Origin of the sequence: Gardnerella sp. DNF00354 (genome assembly GCF_049262755.1) — a bacterium.
GTDB classification, from domain to species: domain Bacteria; phylum Actinomycetota; class Actinomycetes; order Actinomycetales; family Bifidobacteriaceae; genus Bifidobacterium; species Bifidobacterium vaginale.
Window position 1 is genome coordinate 1,007,750 of the sequence record NZ_CP058402.1, and the last position, 24,038, is coordinate 1,031,787.

Below are 24,038 nucleotides of genomic sequence, written 5' to 3' on the forward strand. Positions count from 1 at the left end.
TTTATTTATTAAATAAAATTATCGAATAAAATCAACCAGCCTAGATGCAATACCAGTATAAGATTCTGGTGTAAGAGCTTTCAACCTATTTGCTGTTTCTGTATCAAAGTTTCTAGAAGATATAAACTCTTCAACATCTTGTCTAGAAATACTATGACCGCGCATTAATTCTTTAACCTGCTCATATGGGCGTTCCATTCCTTCTACGCCAGCAATTTCTTGAGCTCTCATAGCAGTTTGGATTGGTTCTCCAAGAACTTCCCAGTTGCTGTTAAGCTCTTCGCTCATCATTTGCGTGTTTGGATGAATCGACTTTAGGCCGCCAAGAAGATTGTTTAAAGCAAGAAGAGCATAACCGAATGCGGAACCAACGTTTCGTTGAGTAGTTGAATCTGTTAAGTCTCGCTGCCAACGGCTCTCGGTAAGTGTTGCGCAAAGGGTATCGAAAAGTGCGCAAGAAATCTCAAGATTTGCTTCCGCGTTTTCGAATCGAATAGGATTCACTTTGTGAGGCATTGTGGAAGATCCTGTAGCTCCTTTAACTGGAACTTGTACAAAAACTCCGCGAGAAATGTACATCCACACGTCTACAGCAAGATTGTGAAGAATATGATTAATGTGACTTACTGTGCTATAAAGCTCTGCTTGCCAATCGTGGCTTTCGATTTGCGTTGTAAGAGGATTGAAACAAAGACCCATTCTATTTTCTACAAATTCTTTAGAAACGCTAAGCCAATCGACATTAGGGAAAGCTGCAAGGTGAGCGCCAAAAGTTCCAGTAGCACCGTTTATTTTTCCAAGATATTCTTGGCAGCTAAGGTGTTTTAGCTGGCGATTTAGCCTGTAAACAAACACTGCAAGCTCTTTACCTAAAGTTGTAGGAGTGGCAGGCTGACCGTGAGTGAGAGATAGCATTGGCATATCTCTATACTCTTGTGCTTTTTGAGTTAAGTAATCAACAATAGCTTTCAAATTTGGCGTGTATACGTTTTCAACCGCATTTTTTACGCACCTCGCTATAGAAAGATTGTTTATATCTTCACTCGTGCATGCAAAATGAACTAATGTTTTAAGATTGCTAAGCTGGGTTTTATGCCCTAATACTTGCTCTGCTTTGTCTAACTCGTCGTCAATGTAGTATTCAACAGCTTTAACGTCGTGATGTGTTATAGCTTCGTGAGCTGCATGGCGTTTTATTCCTTCTGCTCCAAAATTTTCTGGAATTGCACGCAAATAATCGCATTCTTCATCTATTAAAGGATTTACGCCGTCTACAATGGTTTTGAATCCGTTTCCCTTGTATCCGTTTGCTAAAAGGATCATCCATTCAACCTCTACGCGCATGCGCTCGCGGTTTAAGGCTGGTTCGCTTAGAAATTCTACAAGATCAACAGTTTGATTGTGGTATCTTCCGTCTAGCGGAGTCAAAGCAATAGCAGGGCAAATATCAGTAAGCTTCATACTTTAAAGGTTACAGCATGGCATGAAACTACTAGGTGTTTTGAGCGGTTATTAGTTAATGGCGCATAGTTAATGGCTCATAATTCCTTGCCATAGTGTTGTTTCTTCTAATTCGTCACCTAGTGTTTTTCTAAAATGCTCTTCTTGCATTCGTATCTCTTTAGATCCAAGTTGATGAGCGTCTTCATAAGCTGCTTTATGATAATTCAAATCATGTGTGAGCGTTCCTTCTTCTGGTACATTTTTTACTAAGATTCCATCTTTTTCAAAAAGTTTTTCATTCTTATAACTTTTAGTTCTGTATTGTTTATTGTTTTTCTTACTATTTTCTTTATTTTTGTTTTGCGATTTTATTCCATTTACAACAAGTGAATTGTATATTGCATTATGAGCTGTTTTAGGGGCGATTGTGCCATTGTGGGCAGTAGCGCTTTTCTTTGCAGTTCCATGTATTGTAACCCAATTATTTCTATTTGGATTAGATGCGCCATCTAAGGTAGGAACTAGTTCGTCTTCCATTTCTATGCTTGTGACCCAAGTTTTATTTGGTATTGGATGGTTTGCTATTGGAGATCCAGCAGTTACTATGTGTTTTATGTTGTATTGTTTTGAGTAATCGCTAGCTATGCTTGCAGCTACAATTCCTCCTTGTGAATGTCCAACAAGAATAACTGAGTCTTTTGCTTTAATTCCGCTTTTTCTCATGGCTTCTATAACCATTCTTGTGCTGTCTGCATTTTGTCTTACGTTTTTAGAACTACTCATAACTTCTGCGTTTTGTGGCCATCCAAAAGGAGATTTTGGTTTGCCATCTGTTCCAGGTATTGTAACAAGCCAAGATATGCTACCGTCTTTTTTCTTAAATCGTTGTATTGCTATTGTTGCTGCATCTGCGTTTATTTTAGGCGGCTTTACGCCAAGGTTTCCATTTGAAAGATCTGTTAGATTTGCAAGAGCTTGACTAATATTACTTCCTCTGTAATGCAATATTTTCGAATATTCTCTGTGAGGTAATCTAATTTTTGTTACTTTAAGATTATTTCCTTGTTTTGCATCGTTGATTTTTGCGCTAAACAAGCTTAATGCGCTTGCAAAAGTGGAAACTGGTGCTTTTGAATGTTCTACATCGTTCTTTTCTTGAATACTAGAAAAAAGACGAATAGGGATTCCTGTTACGGGGTTTATTAGAAAATGCTTAGAAAAGCCTCTAATAAAGCCTTGTTGAATTGGTGCAGTTTCATGACTCCATTTAGAAAAGTTTTTCATACCGCTTTTTTGAGTCATATCTAAAAGTATGCTAAATCCTACGCTTGCAAAGAATGGTACTGCTGTAATAGGAAAGATACTTGTACCAATCGATACAAGATTATCTAAGTTTTCTCTATTTTTGTATTCTGCGTTAGCATATAGATTATTTGCTCTGATTATTAGAGAAGATAATTCATCAAGTTTATTTGATAACGATTCACATTGGCTTGATTTTATTCTGCATTCTGCAGGATCCAATAGCGGTTGTAAAGAATCGTCGTTAAAATAACCATTAAAATTTTTGTTATTTTCAGAGAAAACAGACGATTTTTGGCTTTCAATCTGCATCGCAGCTTGCATCCAGCTTGTGCTTAACGAGTGGAAATCGTTGGATAGTTCTTGTAATTTTGCGGATTTTGTTTTGTATTCGCTAGCATCAGCTACGCTAATGGTTTTCCCACCTGTTATTGTTGATTTAACTCTCCAAGGCATTAAAAATTCACCTCCATAAGTTGATTTTTGAGTTAATAGAGCTAATTTCGCATGCTTTTTTGGCAACATTAAACATTTCTTCATTGAACGCGTTTGCGGCTTTTCCATGCCAATCTTTAAGAGTATTTGAATGTGCTTCGCCAAGCACGCTGTTAGAACATTGTTCTGTTCTTGTTATCAGCCAGTAATAATTATTAAATGTATGCATACAAAGTATTACACACAATATTTTTTAAATAGTCACGAAAAATCTTTTAATGTGGTTAAAGGTTCCAAAATATTGAAATATAAGGGTTTATATTCTATTAGATATTTTTTTTTATTACCTTTACCACGGCTTGTTACTTGAATCTTCTTGTTTAGAAGACTTTGTTTTTCCGGACTTACTATTTGAATCATTATTGCTGTAATCTTTTTCGGATTGGTTTATTTGATTCTGGTCTTGATCTTTTTGATTGTTTTGTTTTAATAAGTCTTCGACCTTCTTTTTTTGAGAATCGCTTAAACTAGAATTCCCAGATTTGTCCTGCAAATTATTTTTTTGGTTTCGGTCATTATAGTTGGATTGTGTACTAGAATCAGTATTCTTTTTATCTTCATCAATTTGTTTTTGTAAGAATCTAGTAAGTCTTTTAGATATTAGTGCGTTGTGCTCAATACTATTTTTTATATGAGGTAAAAGAATAGTGTATGGCGATTTTGCTTCGCTAAATTGATCATCAACCTGTTTTTGAGATACGAGCAATATTTCTCTATCTGCATCAACTTTTTTTGACGCTTTTATATTATTTATTAGTGATTTTGTGGCAGAGTTATACGTTGATTCTGCTTTAAGATTAGTAATAGACAAATAAGCTGATATAGCGCATAAGGCTATAACAATAGAAGATAAAGTAACAAGAGAAAATCTTAGGAGTGACTTAGGTGTGATTCTGCTAATCATATAAGCTTCCTTGATTTTGTAATCCAGCATGATAATTCCCAAAGAATCAATATGCTTGCAAGAATAGCAAAAGGCCAAACGATTGGCTCAGGTCTAAGTCTCGGCTTAACAGTATTGTTCTGTCTCCATTGTTTAGAAAGAATATTTTTTGCTTCTAATCCAATAGAGTGATTTTTGCTAGAGTCAACATATTTTCCACTAATCTCATCAGCTATATTCTTAAGATTCTGCGGATCCATCTTAGATATTCCAGGTTTTCCAGTAGATGGGTCAATAATCCATTTACCAGATTGTTTTGTAGAAGAATCTGTAGAATTTATATCATCTAAATCATTTAGCTTAGTGGTGGTATTTGGGATTTTCCCGCCATTTTTAGAACCTACGCCAATAACATAAGCATGATTCACGTATCCGCGTAGAGATGAGAATGTTCTACGCTTTCTAGAAGTTGTTTCTTCTCCATCGCTTATTAAATATAAAACTGTAACGTCTTGCGGATGAGCGTCATGAATTGCCTTAGCTTCAAGAAGAGTTTTATCTAGGGGAGCATCCAAACTAGTTCCATTTGAAACTCCAACAGGTTCAGTGTTGATAGTATCAACCCAATTTTCAATTGCATTAGAATCTGGCGTAAGTGGAACATCAACACTAGAAGACGCTCCAAATCTAATAGCAGTAAAACTTGCGTTTATGTAATTATTTGTAATTTGTTTTATTATTTGTTTTGCAGAATTAAACCTAGTGGTTGTGTTGTTGTTTAAATCCTTAGAATCATTAACATTCATAGAGCCAGTAACATCTAAAACAAATATAACATTTGTAGCATTAAGAGAGCGTTGCAAGGTGCTTTTCATAACACAAGGGCATAATGCACAAATAGCCAGAAGAACGCATATTAACACTCTTCTAACCCTCATATAAATTGTCTCGTCCGAACTAAGGTTTTTGCGATTAATTGGGAAAATTTCATATAATGCCAAAATGCCAAGAATCGCAATAGCAACTAGCGAAATCCAACTAAAAGATATTTTCATCGTTTTATCCTTCTCGCTGAAATAAGCCAGAGAGTTACAAAAATAACCGCAAATATTGTTACAATACTAGGATCATCGCTTAACGCTGATTGTGTAGAGTCCTTTTGCATAATTGTGTGCTGCTGTTCAATTTTACGTACCAAAGCTAAAACAGAATCAGAATTATGCTGAGTTAAGAAAATGCCACCATTTTTTTCAATAAGTTCACGCATCTGATTAGTAGTGTTCTCATTTTCGCTTTGAGTAGATCCAGAATACAATCCATCGACTTGAATATTAGCTCGCTTTGTTAAATCTAAAGCTTGCTTAAGAGAGTAAACTGGTTTTCCAGAAACAACATTATCTGTAGCTAAAACAATAGATGCACTACGATTAAGACGATTATGAGGTTTTTGGGAGTTGCTAGAAGAACCATATACAACTCCAGGAATCATTGCAGCGCAACTAACAAGACCGTCGCCAATTAACGATGTTGCTTCTTTTCGGTTTTGCGTACCATCAAGCCACGTGGAAATCTGCTGATACTGCTTTTGTTGCATATTGTCGATTTTGTCTTGTGTTTGAACTCCATCCAACAGCTTAGAGGCATATTGCAACTGTTTTTTAACAAGTGAATAATCGTCTGTAAGAGGAAAAACAGTTCTAGAAGTTGAATTAAAAATACTCAAACCAATGCGCTCGCCTTGAAAATGCTCAACAAATTTCAAATAAGCGTTAATAACTTCCAAATCATACGGCAGAGTAGATCCAGAAACATCTAAGCATAAAACAATATCTCTAGAGCTTGATTGTTCGTTTGCGTTTAAAACTCTTGAAGGTCTAGAGCTGAGAATTGTAGTGCATATAAGAGCTAGGATAAGCATTATAAAAGAGAATTTACGAAGAATATTCCATAGTCTCCATTTTCTAGCACATAAACTTCCTTGCAAATCCTCGTCTAAAGTAAATGTTCTCAAAAAGCTTGATTCTAAAATGTTTTTTGAATTGTACGAATGATTCTTTAAGCTGTGTCGTTTAACCTCGCTAATCACTAATACAGTTATAAGAATTATTACGCTTGCTAAAACACCAAAAAATAGGACTATTGGCCATTTAAGTCGCATAGAGAAAATAGATGAAACGAGTGTTGAATAATTATATATTTGGCAGTTACATAATGTTGAGAATGATAATGTGGAGAATGTCATCTTTTATTCTCCTTTGTTTTCCAACTTTCTAGCAGAATAAGAACCCATCTTGCACCTTGATCCACATCTGTATTTTTAGCTTGATTATTATATGTGCTATCTGCAAATTCAGGAGGATATAATGCTGCGATTGTTTGTCTTAAAAGATCTGCTCCATGAGTGTTTTTCCAAGATTTTCTAAGTGAACTGATTTCTCCAAGTGTATGCGATTTAATATTTTCGCCACTCATTATGGAAACATATTGTCTAGCTATTTGCGCTAATTTTGCAAAAGCCTGATCTTTCTCAATTTTATTTTCATGATATTGGCTTACCACTAAATCAATCTTTTTACGCCATTCTTGCTTATTGGCATTCAATGTATGAGCAGCATTTTTAACTTTTTGCTTAGAATCCCCTTTAGTGTTCATTTTATAAATTGCAGCATATAGAACTACGAAAGCAGCGCATGCGATTATTAGACTTAAGCCAATAAATGCAAATAGCATTGAATCATCGTTTAGAATTTTATTAACATCAAGAATACTCATCGACTTACCCCACTAACTCAAGCGTAAATCTTTATTGCTTTTAGCGCCAGAAAACATACTCTGTAAGGTAGCTTTCGATATAAATTTCGTCGAAGAATGGAATATTTGTTCACTAGAAGAACCGCGTATAAGCGATGATCCCGTGTTATTTAGAATTTCGTGCAATGCGTTATTGACAAAAGCTCTATGTGTATTAACTTCTTTAGCGCAAGAATCATCTTTTAAGAATGCTGGAATTTCTCGCATTGTTGTACCGTCAATTATTGGCGTGACTTTATATGAATTAAATGGATTAATTGGACATATTGTTACCACGATCAATGAGTGTAGTCTTGAAATTTTTTGCAAATCATCAAAATGTTTTGACGAAATTGCATATTCATCCGTGATAATTACTATTAATCCGCGTGATTGATTAATTGAATTAGCAAAATTTATGATCGTATTTGTATCTCTAAGTTTTTTACGTGTTTTATATATATTTTTATCCAAATTACGTTCAAAATCAGGAAGATTCCTAGATGAAGGAATCTTTATAATATCGTCACCGTCAAATAAAACGCAGTTTAATGAATCGTTACGTTTTATACTTAAAGACGCAAAGAAACACGCTGAATTAGAAGCTGCCTCGTACAAATACTCGTTAAGTCCATTACAAGAACATGAAGCATTCATGTTTGCGCTAGAATCTATAAGAATCCAAGTCTTAGAAGAACAGTTTCTTTCTCTAGAAGAGACCATTGGCTCGCCAAGTCTAGCGCTAGCTTTCCAGTTCATCATTCTAGCTTCATCACCAGGCTGCCATGAGTGAATGTCAACTAAATCACCATTTCCAAAGTTATGATTGGACGGATGCTCTCCTTCAAAAACGCCCAACGATTTTTTGGCTACAGGTAAATTCAGACGATTATCTAATTCTTCAATCTTTCGCCTAATCTTTTTAGCAGAATTTGAAACTAATAAGCTTCTTTTAGTATCTTGTACCACAAAATCAGATTTTGTAAAAGATTTTAACATTCTTGTAAAAAACGGATTTGCAAAGATCATGGTGCAGGAACCGTTTTCACTATTGCGTCAATAATCTGATCACTTGTAATAGAATCAGCTAAAGCTTCAAAAGTAAGAAGAATCCTGTGTCTAAGAACATCATGAGCAAACTTTTTAACGTCTTCCGGTATTACGTAATCTCTTCCAGCAAGAAGAGCCTGTGCTTGACCGATACGGATTAACGCGATAGAAGCTCTAGGGCTTGCGCCCATTCTAACTAGAGAAGAAATAGTTTTAAGAGGGTGACTACCTTCTCCTCTAGAAGTTGCAACAATATCTACTGCATACTTCATAACTGCTTCCGAAACATGTACTCTGCGAGTTGCCGATCTTAAGAAAGTGACATCCTGAAGGGTAATCTTTTGATTATTTAAAGATTCTGGATTGAAAACGTCACTACTTCTATTGGTTAAAAGCTTCAGCATACTAACTTCTTCGTTGAAGGAAGGATACGACATAATTGCTTTAATCATAAAGCGATCCATTTGTGCTTCTGGAAGATTAAAAGTTCCTTCTTCTTCAATAGGGTTTTGTGTAGCGATAACCATAAAAGGCTGAGGAAGATTAATGCGTTCTCCACCAATAGTTGTGGCGCCTTCTGCCATTGCTTCAAGCATAGCGGATTGTGTTTTTGCGTTAGAACGATTAATTTCATCTAGAAGAATTACGTTAGCGTGAATAGGTCCAATTTGTGTTGTGAATCTTTGAGAAGCGAAGTCAAAAACTTGTGTTCCAACCAAATCTGCTGGCATTAAATCAGGGGTGCATTGCACTCTTTTGAAACTTCCAGACATTGCTGTAGCAAGAGTCTGAGCCGCTGTGGTTTTAGCCAGTCCAGGAACGGACTCAATAAGAATATGTCCTCCAGCAGCAAGAGTTAAAATAAGTGATTCTCTGAGAGAATCCTGTCCAACAAGTGTTTGTGCAAACCTAGAACGAAGAATATCAGCGATCTGTTGAGCTCGTTTAATATCTTCATTAGAAACACCAGCAGATACTGGTTGATTTATAGAGTCAACAATTTGATTAGCTATTGTATTGCTGACCATTGTATTGTTAGGTGTAACTGCACGTGGTTGTGGAGGAAGATTAAATACGCCAGTATTAGCGTTATCGTTTTGTTTGCTTGGTTGTGGAGGGAATAATGCCATGCGTTTCATTCTAACTGATGTTTACTACTTTAGATGATTTTACTACTTTAAATAATCTTTACTATTCGCTAGGGAGAGTCCAATCTATTGGTGTTGATCCTAACGATATTAAAGCTTGGTTTGCTCTTGAAAATGGACGAGAACCAAAGAATCCTCTAGAGGCAGAAAGAGGACTTGGGTGAGGGGATTGAATAATGATTGCGTTTGTAAGAAGAGGAGCAAGACTTTGAGCATTTCTTCCCCACAAAATTGCAACCAGAGGAATATGCTTGCCGTTATTATCTACACGGTTATTCAATGCGGTAATAGCTGCATCGGTAATTTCTTCCCAGCCCTTTCCCTGATGACTATTAGGTCTACCTACTTCAACGCTAAGGCACCTGTTTAGTAGCATAACGCCTTTTTGAGTCCACGGTGTTAAGTCACCATTCTTTGGCATTGGTACATTTAAATCACTAACTAATTCTTTATAAATATTAATAAGACTTTTAGGTAATGGTTTAACGTTTGGAGCAACGCAGAAACTAAGTCCTACAGGATGACCTGGAGTAGGATATGGGTCTTGACCAACAATAAGAACCTTTATTTCTTTAAAAGGTATTGTAAAAGCTCTGAGAATATTGTGACTTTCTGGCAGGAATCGCCTCCCGTTAGATAGTTCATCTCTTAAAAAGTCTCCCATTTTGTGAACTTGTGGTTCTACTGGTTCAAGAGCGTCTGCCCAATCTGGGTCTATTAAATCGTGTAAAGACTTTCGCTGTTTAATCTCCATGGTTAATAACTTTAAAACATAAATGACAAATATGTGCAGCAAATAATAATAATTTTTTATATTTCCATTTATCTTATGTTTTGTGCGAGGCATTCGCTAGTATGTATTCCATACTGTTTTAATGATTTTTTGGAAGGGATACAATTATGGCGAACAATAGCCAGAACGTGTCATTCACGACTGATGATTTCGATAATCCACCAGAAGGTCCTGTTGGAGTACATCGTGGAAATCGCGCGTGGTATGCTGTATTGTTCCCATATGTTGTTGTGCTAGTTGTCGCTGTTGTGTTGGGTCTTCTGGCATGGGCGGTTATGTCTGGAGAAATCAACAATATTCGTATGCCTTGGAGTGCAAATAATTCAGCAATTTCCAAGTCTTCTAATGGCAATAAAAATGGCAAAATTGATGAGAGCAAGAGTAAATCTGACAAAGCTGATGGCGATGATTCAGACGAGGATAAGGATCCAGAAGAAACAGATAAGTCAGATAAAAAGCAAGATAAAGAAGATAAGAATTCTTCTAAAGACTCTAATGCTAACAATGACTCTTCGACAGCAGATATTAACAAGGCAGTTCAAGTAAAAGTTGTTAATGCAACTAAAATTCAGGGTCATGCAGCTCAAGAAGCTGAAAAGCTTAAGCAAGCTGGTTATGCAAATGTAGAAGCTGCAAATCCTAAAGGTAATGTTCCTTCGGATTCTGTTGTTTGGTACAAGGGAGATGAAAATCGTGCTGCTGCACAAGATGTTGCTAAAACTTTGGGTATTAGCAACGTTGAGGCAACTAGTGAAATAACTACCACAATAGTTGTTGTTTTGTGCAAGTAAATTGCGATTTACTCATTTTGCAATAAATTTCAATAATAAATAATTTCTTAAATAGTCGAGTAGAAAGTTATCTAGAGTGGCTTTTTGCTTGGCTATTTTTGATTTTGCTTATAGATTTTTTCTATATATTTTTGAATATAGTTGGCACTCGGGCACTTAGAGTGCTAATCTTCATTTAGCACTCTAATGTTGCAGGTTTAATCAACAGCTGACGGTTGGTTAGATTTCGACGGTTTGAGTGAGTGTTCCATAGTTAAGTTATGTGGAGGAATAATGGCAAAGATTATTGCCTATGAAGAAGATGCCCGTCAGGGTATGCTTGCTGGTCTTGATAAGCTTGCAAATACAGTAAAGGTGACTCTTGGTCCAAAGGGTCGTAACGTTGTTCTTGATAAGTCTTACGGCGCCCCAACCATCACTAATGATGGCGTTTCAATCGCTAAGGAGATCGATCTTGAAGATCCATACGAGCGTATTGGCGCCGAATTGGTAAAGGAAGTTGCTAAGAAGACTGACGACGTTGCAGGTGACGGCACTACAACAGCTACCGTGTTGGCTCAGTCTTTGGTGCACGAAGGCTTAAAGAACGTTGTTGCTGGTAGCAACCCAATCGCTCTTCGTCGCGGAATTGAAAAGGCTTCAGAAGCAATTGTTAAGGAACTTCTCGCATCTGCTAAGGATGTTGAAACCAAGGATCAGATTGCAGCTACTGCAACTATTTCTGCAGCAGATCCTGAAGTTGGCGAAAAGATTGCTGAAGCTTTGGATAAGGTTGGTCAAGACGGTGTTGTTACCGTTGAAGACAACAACAAGTTTGGTCTTGATTTGGACTTCACTGAAGGTATGCGTTTTGATAAGGGTTATATTTCCCCTTACTTCGTCACTAATGCAGAAGATCAGACTGCTGTTCTTGAAGACCCATACATTTTGCTCACTTCTGGCAAGGTTTCTAGCCAGCAGGACATTGTTCATGTTGCTGAACTTGTTATGAAGTCTGGTAAGCCATTGCTTATTATTGCTGAAGATGTTGATGGCGAAGCATTACCAACTCTTGTTCTTAACAAGATTCGTGGCACTTTCAACACTGTTGCAGTAAAGGCTCCAGGATTTGGCGATCGCCGTAAGGCAATGCTTCAGGATATGGCTATTTTGACTGGTGCTCAGGTTGTTTCTGATGACCTTGGTTTGAAGCTTGATTCTATCGACGCTTCTGTGTTTGGCCATGCTGCAAAGGTTATTGTTTCTAAGGATGAAACAACTATCGTTTCTGGCGCTGGCTCTAAGGAAGATGTTGAGGCTCGTGTTGCTCAGATTCGCGCCGAAATTGAGAACACTGATTCCGATTACGATCGCGAAAAGCTTCAGGAGCGTCTTGCTAAGCTCGCTGGCGGCGTTGCTGTTATTAAGGTTGGTGCTGCTACGGAAGTTGAGGCTAAGGAACGTAAGCATCGCATTGAAGATGCAGTTCGTAATGCTAAGGCTGCAATTGAGGAAGGTTTGCTTCCAGGCGGTGGTGTAGCTTTGGTTCAGGCTGCCGCTAAGGTTGAGAAGTCTGCTGATATTGTTGCTCTTAGTGGAGAAGAAGCCACGGGTGCTGCAATTGTGTTCCGTGCTGTAGAAGCTCCAATCAAGCAGATTGCTCAGAATTCCGGCGTTTCTGGAGACGTTGTACTCAACAAGGTCCGTGAGCTTCCAGAAGGCGAAGGCTTCAATGCTGCAACTAATACTTATGAAGATTTGTTGGCTGCAGGCGTTACCGACCCAGTTAAGGTAACTCGTTCTGCTCTACAGAATGCTGCTTCTATCGCTGGCTTGTTCTTAACTACAGAAGCTGTGGTTGCTAATAAGCCTGAGAAGCCAGCTGCTGCACCACAGGCTGGCGCAGAGATGGGCTACTAAATAAAAGTTAGACGTATTGCTTAGCTTTTAGCTAGTTGTTATATGTGAGCGGTGAGTTGTTATAAAATACAAGTCATCGCTCACGTTTTTTATTTATTCTATTGTTTAATTATTTTGTTTATCCCATTGCAAACAAAGATGTAGCTTGCGCTTCTGTATCCATGTAAATGTTAGAAGCATTTTGCATAGCGAGTTGAATGGATTGCAATGATTGTTCCATTTGCTGGTGTGCTGCACGCCATTGCCCAGCTGTTGATGCAAATTGTGTAGCTGCAGGACCAGTCCATACACTTTGCAATTGTTGGAGATTTGCGTACATTCCATTTGTGGCGTCTCGAATCGCATTAATCGAAGATGCAACTGCTGCAGCAGATTGCTGAATTTGTTCTGAATCAACTCTAAATTGTGTCATTTTTTCTCCTCATTTAGTGTAGTTAATTTTCTTATGGTTATTCATTTAGTTTTTGCCGTGCAAACTTATCTTTTGTATAAATTAAATTTATTTTTTTAACTTTTGTTTTGCATAAATTGCTCTATTTTGCGCTTGTTTCTTGTAATCTAAAAACACGGTATTATGAATATATGCCGTCTAGAAAGTTTATAAAAGATTTTTTTATCAATGTGGTTAAAGGCTTATCTGCTTTTGTAATTATTGTATTTTTGAGCGAAAGTGTTTTGTTTCCAACAACAGCTTTTGCTAATGATGGATTATCAAAAGCGGATTCTCAGAATAAAAGCACTAAAAATTTGGGTATTGTGGCAACGGATTCTATTACGGATACAGAAAATCTTCTTGGAGATTCTGTTACAAAAGTTTCAGATATGATTTCAATAACCAAAAAACAAACAGGTGTATCGGTTAAATTACTTTATTTATCTAATTTTACTGGAAATAAAAATCCGTCAAAATGGGCTAGCGATTTACTTACAAGCACTAATCCAGATCGTAATACTGTTCTTCTTGCTGTTGCTACTCATGATGGAAAGCTTGTAGTGGCAGTTTCATCTAATTCTGATGAATGGCTTAAAAGAAAAACAACCGTGGATTTGCTTTCTGATGCGGCGTATCGTCCTCTTATTAGTTCTCAAGGTGCTGATTGGTCTCAATCTGCAATCATGCTTATGAAGCAGATTGCTCGGTCTAAGAAAACTTCTGTAACTTCCAGAACAAGTGTAGTTTCAACAATCGTTATGGTTGTTATTATTGTTGCTTTGTTTGTTCTTGTTGCACTTATTTTGTGGAGAAGAAACTATATTCTAAAACAAGTATCACTAGGGTTGAGAAGAGCTAAGAGACGCCATGCGGCGCGTAAATAAATCGATTTTTTTCAGGAAACACTCAGGAAACATTCAGTTTTATAAGTGATGCTAATCAGTATGGGTAAGAATGTAGAAGCATCTATTGTTGTGGTCGATGACGAACCTTCAATTCGTGAGCTTTTGGTAGCATCGCTACACTTTGCAGGATTTGATGTAGAAACAGCAGCTTCTGGTTCAGAAGCTATTGATGTTATTGAGCGTGTACATCCAGATCTTATTGTTATGGACGTTATGCTCCCAGATATAGACGGATTTACGGTTACAAGGCGAATTCGCCAGAATGGTATTGCTGTTCCTGTGTTATTCCTTACTGCTAGAGACGACACTCAGGATAAGATTATGGGTCTTACTGTTGGTGGCGACGATTATGTTACAAAGCCTTTTAGTCTAGAAGAAGTAGTTGCGAGAATTCGTGCAATATTGCGTAGAACTCAAGATCCAGATGAAGATACTCCTGTTGTGCGCGTTGCTGATTTGGAAATTAATGAGGATTCGCATGATGTTTCCAGATCTGGTGTTCCAATTGAATTAAGTCCTACGGAGTATAAGCTGCTTCATTATTTGATGGACAATGAAGGTAGAGTATTGTCTAAGAGTCAGATTCTCAATCATGTTTGGCAATATGATTGGGGTGGAGATGCGGCAATCGTAGAATCCTATATTTCTTATCTTCGTAAAAAGATCGATGGTATTGAAATTAAAAATGAGGATGGAAGCTTAAAGAAGGTTGTTCCTCTTATTGAAACAAAGCGTGGTATTGGCTATATGATTCGCGTTCCGAAAGCAGGTCAAGCCTGATTATGCGTGAGAGCAAATCTGTGGATGGTTCGCTTTACAATAATGGTTCCAAAACATCTGGTTCTGATAACAGCGGATTAAATCAGTCCGAAGTTAGTGCTGATCGAAATGTTAAAGCCGAATTGGTGACTTATTCTGGTGATAATCCTAAAAAAACCAAGAATAAATCTAAGTCCAAATGGTTGCGGAGGCATATTGATGCTATACCGTTGAGTACTCGTTTGGTGGCGTGTACTTTGGTTGTTCTTACAATTGCTGCATTTTGTATTTCTCTTTCTATTAGGCAATTAGTTGGCAGTTATCTGTTGGATAAAACCGATGCTCAGCTTACAGATCAGGCTCAGCTCATTTACGACAATATAGATTTACTTCGTAGTAAGGATTCTGGAGAACAGGCTGCAGGTCCTAATGATTATTTCTTGCAGATTAGAGACACTAATAACAAGATTATTACTACACCTTTGATTCCAAAACTTAAAGGTGATGTTGTTTCTATGCCAACTCTTCCAGAAGATGGCGAAATTAATAATGTTGTTGTAAGACGTAGGCCTTTTACTGCTCCAGCGCGAGTGCATGGAGATGTAAAAAGCATTGATGAAACAACTGCAAAAGCTGCGGAATCTCCTTGGCGAGTTCTTGTTCTTACATGGGGTCAGCGAAGCGGATATAATTCCGAAATGCATGTTAGAGGTTATGTTTATATAGCTCTTTCTTTAAGTGACCAATTAGATACTGTTAATACGCTTACACGCTATTGTGTGATGGTTAGTATAACAGTTATCCTTCTTGGTGCTGTTTTAGCCGCTCTTATTATTCAATCTACTCTTGTTCCACTAAAGAGAATAGAAAAAACTGCGTCGAAGATTGCTTCTGGAGATTTAAGTAGGCGAGTACCTTCCGCCCCAGAAAACACGGAGGTTGGATCTTTAGCTGCTTCGTTGAACTCTATGCTTTCTAAGATTGAACAAGGATTTAACGACCAGGAAGCAATGACTGAGAAAATGAAACAATTTGTTTCTGATGCAAGTCATGAACTCCGTACTCCATTAGCTGCTATTCATGGATACGCTGAATTGTATTACATGTGGAGAGGTGTGCCTGGTCAGCAAGAAAAAGCTGATGATTCTATTGCTCATATTAAGGCTTCTAGTGAAAGAATGACGGAACTTGTAGAAGATTTGCTTTCGCTGGCGCGATTTGACGAGGGTAGAGGAATAAATGTTTCTCAGACAGTTAAAGTAACTCCTATTCTTTCTGATGCGGCAAATGATTTGAGAGCGTTAGATCCAGTTCGAGTTATTCAGCAAGGCACTTTGCATTTAGCTGATGACTGGAAGTTGATGAATTGCTCTAAGCCAACAAATTGCAGTCTTGATAGAAAGTTTATTTTTACTCCAGGTGAGTTACCTAAAGTCACTTTAAAGGGTGACGGAGCTAGATTGCGACAAGTTCTTACAAATATTGTTGGAAACATTCATCGATATACTCCAAGCGATTCTCCAGTAGAGATAGGTATGGGTGTTCTCAAGGCTTCTATTACTCCTGAAGCTCTTCAAAAAATGGGATCTGTATCTCGTTCATTGAAAGACTTTTTGGAAGCTGCGGAAGTGAGCCAATCTACTGGAACAGGCAGCTCATTTGTAGTTATTCGCGTGGTAGATCATGGGCCTGGCGTACCTGAAGAATCTTTATCTCACATATTTGAGCGATTCTATATTGCAGATCCATCTCGTGCTAGAGAAAAGGGTGGTACTGGCTTAGGTATGTCTATTGCTCAGTCTGTTGTTAAAGCTCATCGTGGTTTTATATGTGCTACTACGTCTTGTGCATCTAGGACCAGCAGCGATCAGCTTATTGATGATACAATGGCAGGAAGCGAATCATCTGAATCTAAGCCTCATGGTTTAACTCTTACGGTTGTGTTGCCGAATGTGATATTTGACGATGAGAATAATAAGAAGGCTAAGAATACAGATACTTCTAGCAAGGTTGCCGATAATAATATTGTAAAAATCGATAATAGTTTAAATTATTAATTATTTTATTTATAATTTTGCTTGTTTTGACATGTTTTTTCGGATAATTTATTGCTTATAGTTTTTGTTTTAGATTGTTCGGGATTCATGCGCTACAATTGATAAAGCGTGAGCCGAGTGAATGTTATGTGGATTATAGTAGAATATGATGATTCGCATAGAATTTAATGAATTCGAGTGAGGTGTGTTATGCCCAACGGGCGTGTTCGTTGGTACGATTCTAAAAAAGGATATGGCTTTATATGCGATGAGGATGGCAAAGATGTATTCTTACCATCTTCTGCGCTGCCAGAATCAGTGAAAGAGCTGCGTAAAGGTACGCGTGTTGAATTCTCTGTTGTTGAAGGTCGTAAAGGGCCACAGGCAATGGGTCTCACTGTTGTGGCTTCTGCGCCTTCGCTGGTAAAAGCCACAAGACCAAAAGCTGAAGATATGGCTGCAATAGTAGAAGACCTTATTAAGCTTTTGGATTCTGCAGGCAATGGTTTACGACGTCGTCATTATCCGTCTACTGCTGAGAGTAAGAAACTTGCGCATTTGTTGCGTGCTGTAGCAGACAATTTTGACGTGCAGGACTGATATTTAACAGGATTTTTTATGGCAGATGAAGTAATTAATCCTCAGGAGCTTGCATATAGTATTGCTGTGGAAACTTCAGAGCGTGAAAACGCTGTTGGAGATTTCGTAAGTGCTACAGATCTTGGTAGTGATGTTACCGATTTTAGATTTGTTTGCAATATGCCTGGGTATGAAGGTTGGCAGTGGTCAGTAACGCTGTACCACGATGCTGATGTTGATCGTTGGACAGTTAATGAGTCAACTCTTGCCCCAACTGAGGATTCTTTACTACCTCCACCTTGGATTCCTTGGAAAGATAGACTTAAGCCAACGGATCTTTCGGTTATGGACTCTATTGGTACAGCCGAAGATGATGAAAGGCTTGAATCTGGAGTTAATCCAGAAGATTTAGATTATAAAAAATCTAAAGCAAATGTTTCTGAAGATTCTGTAGAAACTGAATGCTCTGAATCGGAAAAGTCGCCAGCAACCGAACAGGATGGCGAAACAGAGCAAAATAATGAATCTAAAGAAGATAATGAGTCTAAAGAATCTCAAGAAGATTTTGAAGAAGCAGTTGAGACTTTTAGATTAACTCGTAAAAGGGTTATGACTGCTGAGGCAATAGCTCAAACGGCGAAGCGATGGTATTCGGGACAACATGGTCCTAAATCGCTTTCTACTAAAATTGCGGATGGTAAAGCGTGTTCATCCTGCGGATTTATGATTCCGTTAGCTGGTAGCTTAGGAAACATGTTTGGAGTTTGCGCAAATATGTGGAGCCCAGACGATGGGAGAGTGGTGGCATTAGATCACGGGTGTGGAGAGCATTCCGAAATAGAGCCACCAGAGCCATCACAACTTTGGATTCAATCGGCTCCAGCTTATGACGATTATCATATTGAGATAGCTCCTCAAGCTCCTAGAGACGAGAGAGCAGATGTAGAGCTTATCGAAGAAGCGATTGAAGATAGTAAGGAAAATCGTAAAAGACATCGCAGGTTGATAATTGAGGATGAGTCTGACGAGTTCAGTGAAAATAGCGAAAATAGCGAAAATAGCGATTCTGCAGAAATTGATTCAATTGATAGAAGTAATAATAAAGATAATAAAGCTAATGAAGATATTGAATCAGAAGATTTTGCAGATAGCACTGATAATTCTGATGATGTTGATAAGAGTGATGTTTCGGATGATGCAGATAGCGCAGATTATGCAGAATCTGGCGATGACTCGGATTCTGCAGACAATTCTGAAGATTTAAATAAGTCGTCATTAACCAATGAGTAACACTAAATGAGTAACACTAAAAATAGTGTTAGAGTCATGGCAACTCGTTACCATAGAACGAAGGATAAGAACGGAAGGCAATTATGTTTGAACGGTTCACTGACCGCGCTCGGCGTGTGATTGTGCTAGCTCAGGAAGAAGCGCGCTCTCTTCAGCATAACTATATTGGTACCGAGCATATTCTCTTAGGTCTTATTAGAGAAGGCGAAGGAATAGCAGCAAAAGCTTTAAACGCCAAAGGCGTAGAATTAGACAATACTCGTAAACAAATAAAAGAAATGATTGGCACTGGTACTGTCTCGCCTAGTGGACACATACCTTTTACTCCGCATGCTAAACAAGTGCTTGAGCTTAGTTTGCGTGAAGCATTGCAATTGGGGCACAGCTATATTGGTACCGAGCATATTCTCTTAGGTCTTATTAGAGAAGGCGAAGGTGTTGGAACGCAGGTGCTTATTAAGATGGAGGTCGATTTAGGAGATCTTCGTAGCACTGCAATGGATTTGATTCGAGGAAATTCTGGATTACCAGAAGACGGTCAGAAAGGTGATCTGGCTAATGCGGGAGGAGTGCAGGATAAAAGGAATCAGTCTGGTTCTGCGCTGCTAGATCAGTTCGGAAGGAATCTTACTACAGAAGCTGAGCAAGGGAAGCTTGATCCTGTTATTGGTCGTTCAAAAGAGATTGAGCGCGTTATGGTTGTTCTTTCTCGCAGAACTAAGAATAATCCTGTTCTTATAGGTGAACCTGGTGTTGGTAAAACAGCTGTTGTGGAAGGTCTTGCGCAAAAGATTGTTGCTGGAGATGTTCCAGAAACGTTAAAGGGCAAGCAGGTTTATTCTCTTGACTTGGGTTCGATGGTTGCTGGATCTCGTTATCGTGGCGATTTTGAAGAGCGCTTAAAGAAGGTGCTTAAAGAAATTAAGACTCGTGGAGATATAGTTCTATTTATTGATGAGATTCATACTATTGTTGGTGCTGGTTCTGCAGATGGTGCTTTGGGTGCTTCTGACATGCTTAAACCTATGCTTGCGCGTGGTGAGCTACAGACGATTGGTGCCACAACTACCGATGAGTATAGAAAGTATATTGAAAAGGATGCGGCTTTGGAACGAAGATTCCAGCCTATTCAAGTTCAAGAGCCTTCTATTGCAGAGACAATTGAGATTCTAAAAGGTTTGCGTGCACGCTACGAGAATCATCATCACGTAACCATTACGGATGCTGCTTTGCAGTCTGCAGCCGAAATGTCTGCTCGCTATATTCAAGATAGGAATTTGCCAGATAAGGCGATTGATCTTATTGATGAAGCTGGAGCTCGCCTACGTATTAAGCGATTGACAGAGCCACCAGAGCTTAAGGAACTTGATTCTAAGATTTCTAAACTTTCAGAAAAGAAAGATGAAGCTATCAAGAATCAGGACTTTGAGAAGGCTGCCGACTTGCGAGATGAGCAGGAAAAGCTTGAGGAAGAACGTAAGAATAAAGAGCAGGCTTGGCGTGAGGGCGAGTCTAATGTGAATATGGTTGTAGACGAGGATGTTATTGCATCTGTTGTTTCTAATACAACTGGTATTCCTGTTGTTAAGCTAACTCAAGCGGAATCCAAAAAGTTGCTCGGTATGGAAGCGGAGCTTCATAAGCGTATTATTGGTCAAGATGAGGCTGTTTCTGCACTTTCTCGTTCTATTCGTCGTGCACGAGTAGGACTGAAAGATCCAAAGCGTCCTTCTGGATCGTTTATTTTCGCTGGTCCTACGGGAGTTGGTAAGACAGAGCTTGCTAAAACCTTGGCTCAATTCCTGTTCGACGATGATGATGCTTTGATTCGTGTTGATATGTCGGAGTTTGCAGAAAAGTATGCGGCTTCTCGTCTTTTCGGTGCTCCTCCAGGATATGTTGGTTACGAGGAGGGTGGCGAGCTTACAGAGAAGGTTCGTAGAAAGCCATTCTCGGTGGTGCTTTTTGACGAAATTGAAAAGGCTCATCCAGATATTTTCAACACGCTTTTGCAAGTGTTAGACGACGGTCATTTAACAGATGGCCAAGGAAGAAAAGTTGATTTTAAGAACACGATTATTATCTTGACTACAAATCTTGGTACTCGTGATATTGCTAAGTCAGCGAATACTGGTTTTAGTCTTGGTAATAATGCGGATGCATCTTACCAGAGGATGAAGGATCAGGTTAATTCGGAATTGAAGCGTCAGTTCCGTCCAGAGTTCCTAAACCGTTTGGATGATACGATTGTGTTCCGTCAGCTTACTGAGCCAGAGGTTCGTCAGATTGTTGATTTGGACGTTAAGCGTTTGAATGACCGTCTGTTTGAACGTCATATGACTTTGGAGCTTACAGATGCAGCTAAGAATCTTCTTGCGCAAAAGGGCTTTGATCCTCTTCTTGGAGCAAGACCGTTGCGCAGAGTTATTCAGCGCGATATTGAGGATGCCATAAGTGAGAAGATTTTGCTTGGCGACTTAACAGATGGCGAGCGCGTTGAAGTTGATGCGGAAGGCGAAGGTTTGCTGGGGGAGTTTATTTTCCGCGGCATAAAGTTTGATGTTGAGTCTTGATTTTGAGTCTTGATGTTGAGTTCTAAATAACGAAAATCCCGGTGTGTAAATCTCATCGGGATTTTTGAGTTTTATAAATCACTATTGTTCCGATAAATAAAATATGTTATTCCGATACTGTATTATTCAGATAAATGAATTACGCTGAGCATCTAATAATGCTTTTTCTAATTCCGTATCTACAGCAAAAATGTAGAGTCCATTAACTCCTCGTTTTAATAACACGTTAAGCTCATTTTTAAGATTATCAATTGAATAGTCTAACGTAATTTTCTTTTTTGCTGATAAATCTTTAGTGTGCCTTTTATTAGTTGCTTTATCGTTTCTACTATTTTCTGGGCAAAAAACAACTTTACCATTACGATACTGCACTGAAGGTCCAATTATTACCCCAGCATAATTTAAATCAAATCCTTGAACGGTAAATGTAGATCCAATCTCATTTATAGTATGAGGCTGTTCTGCCCATGATTTTTTTGTTTCCTTTATTGAACGTGAATGCTTCGAGCTATCTAACGATGGCAATTGATAATTCCATGGATGGCTAAAAATTTTCCCTTCTCTTTCCAAAATTTCTAACTCGGAACTACTAGCATCAGCATATTCTCCAAGTCCCATATACCATTGTCCATTACTATCACAATGTAAATCTACATTCCAAGTACCATTTACAGCAGTAGGATTATTCTTATTGTTCTTATACTCCCAATCGTATGTTGCAACAATACGTGATAATCCGTGCCCATCGCACCCAGAAGCTTTTTCTTCAGATTTAGATTTGATAGCCTTAAACAGTTTAATAGGTGAATCAAATACCTTGAAATCAAAAGGTTTATCTGCAGTATTCGAATCTGCATTTTTTATTTCAGAATTACTACATACTGGAAGAGTGCCAATACAACCATTGTATATAAAATTTTTAATCCATTCGAGAACATTTTTATTAGCTCTCATACGCATCTGATTTTCAAGAATAAAACGACGGACATTCACACTTATTGAATCATTTAGGGATAATGCTCCACAATCATTAGCACTATTACCAAAAGACTTCTTATCCTTGCAATATGTACCCAATAATTTTTCTAAGTCTTCTGAATTCCACCGTTGGTTACTTTGTAAAATTTGATTAGGATCAAAAGCTGCAATAACAACTCGAGACCTACATAAGATATCAGACAACATATTTGAACCAGAGTAAGCCTGATTAGCCTGTGTATTCAGCAAGTGAGCTTCATCAATAAGAGCTATATCACAGCAACGCTTTGGTCTGTCAATAATACCACGACCTTGTTCGGTTTGCTCGCTAAAACGATTAATAAACTGAGAAGGTAGCATAACAAGTTCATCATTATTTTTTTGCAAACGTAATTTTGTTGCTATTTGATTGTATACATTCACTTGTTCTTTATGATTTACAATTATGCAAGCAGTTTTCCTATTATTAATAGTTGAAAATTGTTTATATTCATAATCAGAATCTTCTTCGTTTTCTTCTTCAACACTATCATAACTGTACTGGCGTAATTGATTTTTTATTTTGCTTAGCTTGTTACAAATTTTATAGAACAAATCACTAAGTAAAACTGTTTTTCCAGTACCAGCATCACCTTCTAGCAAAATAAGCGTAGACGAATCAGAGTCACACTTATTTTTTGATTTTAAAGCTTCATTAACGATATCTATAACTTTTCTTTCAATAGTCTTCTGTTCAGAAGTCAATTTATGAAATGGTGACGCCTTGAATAAAGCTGAGTCGCGAATAATTCCTTCCTCTGGAAATAAATCTGGATCCATGTCATGAAGCTGAACCCATATTCCAGAAAAAATACGTTCGAACTCTTCTTCTGGATAATATTCACCCTGAGGATTGGTTCTGCGATTAGTAACTTCATTAATTGAATCAACACTTAACAAGTACTGCATGAAGCGGTTTTCAACATCTAAAGTAAGTGATTTATTAAAATGTTCATTAGCAATAATATATTGTTTTACTTCGCCTTCAGATAGTTTTTCCCAATCATCTCTGATTTTGGTATCAGCATTCAGATGTTGTTTTGTTCTCTCCTCAATATTATTAGTTTCACCAACATAAACCGTATATCTCTCATATTCTTTTTTATGAACAATATAAACAGTTGGAAATTTCAGCAAGTAATGCTTCAAAACTTGAATAGTTTGGTTATCAAGATCACTTCTTTTATACTTTAGATTTTCATTAATGCTATGTTCTAATTCATTATCTTTGAAAACTTTATAAGGTAGATTAACAATTATGGACTTAGGGGGAACAATAGCTTTCATCATGATTTAATGATAGCTATTTGATAAGAAATATTCTATTAATAAAAACTACTAATAGTGACAAATTTACAAATGTTTTTGAATTGAATATTTTTAACTTAATATTATAAATTTTCGATTATGAAAATTTAATCCGCGTATCAAAGCTATTTCCTTAACGCAACAATTTTGATACATCTTCACACTAACTTTGTAAATTAGATTTGGTATACAAACAAGATTAATGTTGTGTAATAATGCAATATTTACTAATATCCTTTATAGGAGTCTTCCTGCGTTGAAAGTCGGTTTCATTCCGTCGGTTGATTTACTCGCCTTAGGCGTTGCGCGGGCTCCTTTATTTTTTGGCTTATAACACATGAATCACTAAAGAATATAAAACAGTTGGAATATGCGAAAGCTAGTCATACCCTCAAATCAACTCATTACGAGATGAAGGGGTAAGAGGAGCCCTAGCTTTTGCTTCGATTCTATCCATATGAGTCTTTCCATAATACGCAGTGGTAATCCTTAAAGCGCACTAAGCAAATAAAGAGTCCCGAACAGCCGAAGTGTCCGGGATTCA

At 37.8% G+C, this 24,038-nt stretch carries 20 protein-coding genes; 8 read left to right on the forward strand and 12 right to left on the reverse strand.

All coding sequences use genetic code 11. The features are described from left to right. Positions 1-18: 18 nt before the first annotated feature. The 10 genes from purB to HXT24_RS04035 all read right to left on the reverse strand — a co-directional run bounded on the left by purB (position 19) and on the right by HXT24_RS04035 (position 9,865). Positions 19-1,461, reverse strand: coding sequence for an adenylosuccinate lyase (purB, locus tag HXT24_RS03990; protein WP_422119210.1), 1,443 nt, complete (start codon positions 1,459-1,461; stop codon positions 19-21). A gap of 69 nt (positions 1,462-1,530) precedes the next feature. Next, positions 1,531-3,201, reverse strand: a complete 1,671-nt coding sequence (locus tag HXT24_RS03995) for an alpha/beta hydrolase (RefSeq protein WP_422119211.1) — start codon at positions 3,199-3,201, stop codon at positions 1,531-1,533. Between the two features lie 7 nt (positions 3,202-3,208). Next, entirely contained in the window at positions 3,209-3,409 is a 201-nt protein-coding gene (locus HXT24_RS04000; protein ID WP_422114188.1) for a hypothetical protein, read from the reverse strand. A gap of 120 nt (positions 3,410-3,529) precedes the next feature. Continuing rightward, the gene (locus HXT24_RS04005) at positions 3,530-4,144 is read right to left on the reverse strand and encodes a DUF6466 family protein (protein ID WP_014554651.1); all 615 of its coding nucleotides are present in this window, start codon (positions 4,142-4,144) and stop codon (positions 3,530-3,532) included. Then, positions 4,141-5,178 carry a vWA domain-containing protein gene (locus HXT24_RS04010; protein ID WP_014554650.1) on the reverse strand — a complete coding sequence of 346 codons (1,038 nt, stop codon included), beginning with the start codon at positions 5,176-5,178 and terminating at the stop codon, positions 4,141-4,143. Before HXT24_RS04010 ends, HXT24_RS04005 begins: the two co-directional genes overlap by 4 nt. After that, on the reverse strand, positions 5,175-6,365 hold the full coding sequence (locus HXT24_RS04015) for a vWA domain-containing protein (RefSeq protein WP_032836568.1): 1,191 nt from the start codon (positions 6,363-6,365) through the stop codon (positions 5,175-5,177). The genes HXT24_RS04010 and HXT24_RS04015 overlap by 4 nt, the downstream gene beginning before the upstream one ends. After that, positions 6,362-6,895, reverse strand: coding sequence for a hypothetical protein (locus HXT24_RS04020; protein ID WP_020761322.1), 534 nt, complete (start codon positions 6,893-6,895; stop codon positions 6,362-6,364). Before HXT24_RS04020 ends, HXT24_RS04015 begins: the two co-directional genes overlap by 4 nt. Positions 6,896-6,907: 12 nt before the next feature. Next, positions 6,908-7,942 (reverse strand): DUF58 domain-containing protein, encoded by a 1,035-nt coding sequence (locus HXT24_RS04025; RefSeq protein WP_422119212.1) that lies wholly within the window; start codon positions 7,940-7,942, stop codon positions 6,908-6,910. Beyond that, positions 7,939-9,093 carry an AAA family ATPase gene (locus HXT24_RS04030; protein ID WP_422119213.1) on the reverse strand — a complete coding sequence of 385 codons (1,155 nt, stop codon included), beginning with the start codon at positions 9,091-9,093 and terminating at the stop codon, positions 7,939-7,941. The genes HXT24_RS04025 and HXT24_RS04030 overlap by 4 nt, the downstream gene beginning before the upstream one ends. A gap of 61 nt (positions 9,094-9,154) precedes the next feature. Then, positions 9,155-9,865 carry a uracil-DNA glycosylase gene (locus HXT24_RS04035; protein WP_004118032.1) on the reverse strand — a complete coding sequence of 237 codons (711 nt, stop codon included), beginning with the start codon at positions 9,863-9,865 and terminating at the stop codon, positions 9,155-9,157. Between the two features lie 146 nt (positions 9,866-10,011). On the opposite strand from HXT24_RS04035, the gene HXT24_RS04040 reads away from it, so the two are divergent. Beyond that, complete coding sequence (locus tag HXT24_RS04040) at positions 10,012-10,695, forward strand: LytR C-terminal domain-containing protein (protein WP_020761320.1); 684 nt, start codon at positions 10,012-10,014, stop codon at positions 10,693-10,695. Between the two features lie 273 nt (positions 10,696-10,968). Then, entirely contained in the window at positions 10,969-12,594 is a 1,626-nt protein-coding gene (gene groL, locus HXT24_RS04045; protein ID WP_004115364.1) for a chaperonin GroEL, read from the forward strand. Between the two features lie 118 nt (positions 12,595-12,712). Here the strand turns inward: groL and HXT24_RS04050 are convergent, their stop codons facing one another. After that, a complete protein-coding gene (locus HXT24_RS04050) occupies positions 12,713-13,006 on the reverse strand; it encodes a WXG100 family type VII secretion target (protein ID WP_004121657.1) in 294 nt (97 codons plus the stop codon). Positions 13,007-13,176: 170 nt separating this feature from the next. Between HXT24_RS04050 and HXT24_RS04055 the strand changes: the two genes are divergently transcribed. From HXT24_RS04055 to HXT24_RS04080, 6 genes are all read left to right on the forward strand, one after another. Further along, the gene (locus tag HXT24_RS04055; protein ID WP_004112647.1) at positions 13,177-13,911 is read left to right on the forward strand and encodes a hypothetical protein; all 735 of its coding nucleotides are present in this window, start codon (positions 13,177-13,179) and stop codon (positions 13,909-13,911) included. A gap of 60 nt (positions 13,912-13,971) precedes the next feature. Then, the gene (locus HXT24_RS04060) at positions 13,972-14,712 is read left to right on the forward strand and encodes a response regulator transcription factor (RefSeq protein ID WP_032836567.1); all 741 of its coding nucleotides are present in this window, start codon (positions 13,972-13,974) and stop codon (positions 14,710-14,712) included. Positions 14,713-14,714: 2 nt separating this feature from the next. Further along, entirely contained in the window at positions 14,715-16,748 is a 2,034-nt protein-coding gene (locus HXT24_RS04065) for a sensor histidine kinase (protein WP_422119214.1), read from the forward strand. A gap of 189 nt (positions 16,749-16,937) precedes the next feature. Then, positions 16,938-17,327, forward strand: a complete 390-nt coding sequence (locus HXT24_RS04070) for a cold-shock protein (RefSeq protein WP_004112652.1) — start codon at positions 16,938-16,940, stop codon at positions 17,325-17,327. Positions 17,328-17,345: 18 nt separating this feature from the next. Beyond that, positions 17,346-18,596, forward strand: coding sequence for a DUF3027 domain-containing protein (locus HXT24_RS04075; RefSeq protein ID WP_422119215.1), 1,251 nt, complete (start codon positions 17,346-17,348; stop codon positions 18,594-18,596). Positions 18,597-18,679: 83 nt separating this feature from the next. Further along, positions 18,680-21,169 carry an ATP-dependent Clp protease ATP-binding subunit gene (locus tag HXT24_RS04080; protein ID WP_004112655.1) on the forward strand — a complete coding sequence of 830 codons (2,490 nt, stop codon included), beginning with the start codon at positions 18,680-18,682 and terminating at the stop codon, positions 21,167-21,169. Between the two features lie 126 nt (positions 21,170-21,295). Here the strand turns inward: HXT24_RS04080 and HXT24_RS04085 are convergent, their stop codons facing one another. Beyond that, positions 21,296-23,476 (reverse strand): DNA/RNA helicase domain-containing protein, encoded by a 2,181-nt coding sequence (locus HXT24_RS04085; protein ID WP_422119216.1) that lies wholly within the window; start codon positions 23,474-23,476, stop codon positions 21,296-21,298. Positions 23,477-24,038 lie beyond the last annotated feature (562 nt).